Source organism: Levilactobacillus tujiorum (assembly GCF_012641185.1).
Lineage (GTDB): Bacteria > Bacillota > Bacilli > Lactobacillales > Lactobacillaceae > Levilactobacillus > Levilactobacillus tujiorum.
Window position 1 is genome coordinate 1 of record NZ_JAAXLK010000042.1, and the last position, 1,649, is coordinate 1,649.

1 protein-coding gene is annotated in these 1,649 nt (G+C 40.4%); it reads left to right on the top strand.

The window, feature by feature from the left end; genetic code table 11:
* Positions 1–160: 160 nt before the first annotated feature.
* Positions 161–1,465 (top strand): IS1380 family transposase, encoded by a 1,305-nt coding sequence (locus HF569_RS12105; protein WP_056943840.1) that lies wholly within the window; start codon positions 161–163, stop codon positions 1,463–1,465.
* The last annotated feature ends 184 nt before the right edge of the window (positions 1,466–1,649 follow it).

Below are 1,649 nucleotides of genomic sequence, written 5' to 3' on the forward strand. Positions count from 1 at the left end.
CCTGAATTATTCACCAGAAACTCCAAAATCCCCATCAAACACATGATTCAAGTGCTTGATGGGAATTTTACGTTTTCACCTTTTAAGTGCAGAAAAAGAGCCTCAGCTCTGGTATAGTTAACTCGACCAAAAGACACTATAAAGAGAAGAGGACTCTATAATGAAAACTGTACAGGAAATGGCATTTAGTTTCAATAAAAACATTCTAGCATCGCATACCGGCGGTCAATTATCTTCTGATGGTGGCCTAACCTTGTGTGTTGAACTGATGGCAAAGTTTCAGTTCACGAACTTAGCTGACAATCTATTGAAGTTCAACGACCATCGACAATACTGCCGACATAGTAATTCAAGTATCTTAATGCAGTTGGTTCTGCAGATCATTGCCGGTTATAATACAGATTCTGCTGCAACCTCATTGGTTGCAGAACCATTGTTTAAACTTTTATTGGACAAACCAGCCTTAGCTTCACAAGCGACGATATCCCGTTTCTGGCAACGTATCGATTCCGCAGGTGTGGACGCCTTCCAGACTTTAAATCAAGCTCTTATTGATCAAGCTCGACTGCTAACTAATCAGACGACCACCATTATTGATATTGATTCAACCCATTCTGACACTTATGGCAATCAAGAAGCTACTGACTATAACGCCCATTATGGCTCGGAGGGGTATCATCCATTACTAGCTATCGATAATGATGGTAATCTCATGAAAGCCATCCTACGGCCTGGTAATGCCTATACCAGCACAGATATAAAAGCCTTTTTAGAACCGTTATTAAAACATTATCAAGACCAATTGCCAGAAACTGATATTCTGGTTCGCGGTGATAGCGGGTTCGCCACACCAGCTGTTTATGATACCTGCGAGGCCGATGATGTCTTTTACATTATTCGCCTCAAACGTAATAAGCGACTACACAACTTGGCAGAAGAGTTTGTACAGATAAGCGACACAACTGAGTGGCATGAAACCGAAACTCACTATTACTCAGCAACTTATCAGGCCACTTCGTGGCCTAAACCGCGTCAAGTATACGTTAAGTCAACTCGTGTAGCTGGCGAATTGATCTTTTCACATGAATTTATTGTGACTAATCTGACAAATTTAACCGCAGAAGCAGCATTTGAACTGTATCATAAGCGTGGTCAGATGGAGAATTATATCAAGGAAGCCAAAGAGGGCTTCTTCTTTGATAAGACTGATAGTTCAACGTTTACCGCCAACGCTGCCCGTATGATGGTTAGTGTATTAGCGTACAATATTATCAATTTTATGAAGCAAATAGCCCTACCTAAAACAGAGACCGGATTGCGTGTTAGTACATTACGAATCCGTTTATTCAAAGTCGCTGCCCGCGTTGTGTTTACCGGTCGACGAATCCAGTTACGACTGAGTTCTCATCACGTTTATCATCGACTCTTTTATCAGGTATTACAGCGTATTCAGGCTATTAAATAGCCCCAATTAAAAAAAATTCTGTACGATCAAGGGATAAGTGCACCCAAAAATTCAAAAATGACTCACCGTTAGGTGATACCATCAAAATTTAGAGTCTCAATACATAGTAAGCAAGATCAAAAGCCGTCAGTTTTTGAAAAACATGAAAACTGACGACTTTTTTGAAAGGTATGAATAATTCAGG

Excerpts from the sequence above, each read along its gene's own strand:
- HF569_RS12105 (WP_056943840.1), top strand. The coding sequence starts at position 161 with ATGAAAACTGTACAGGAAATGGCATTTAGTTTCAATAAAAACATTCTA.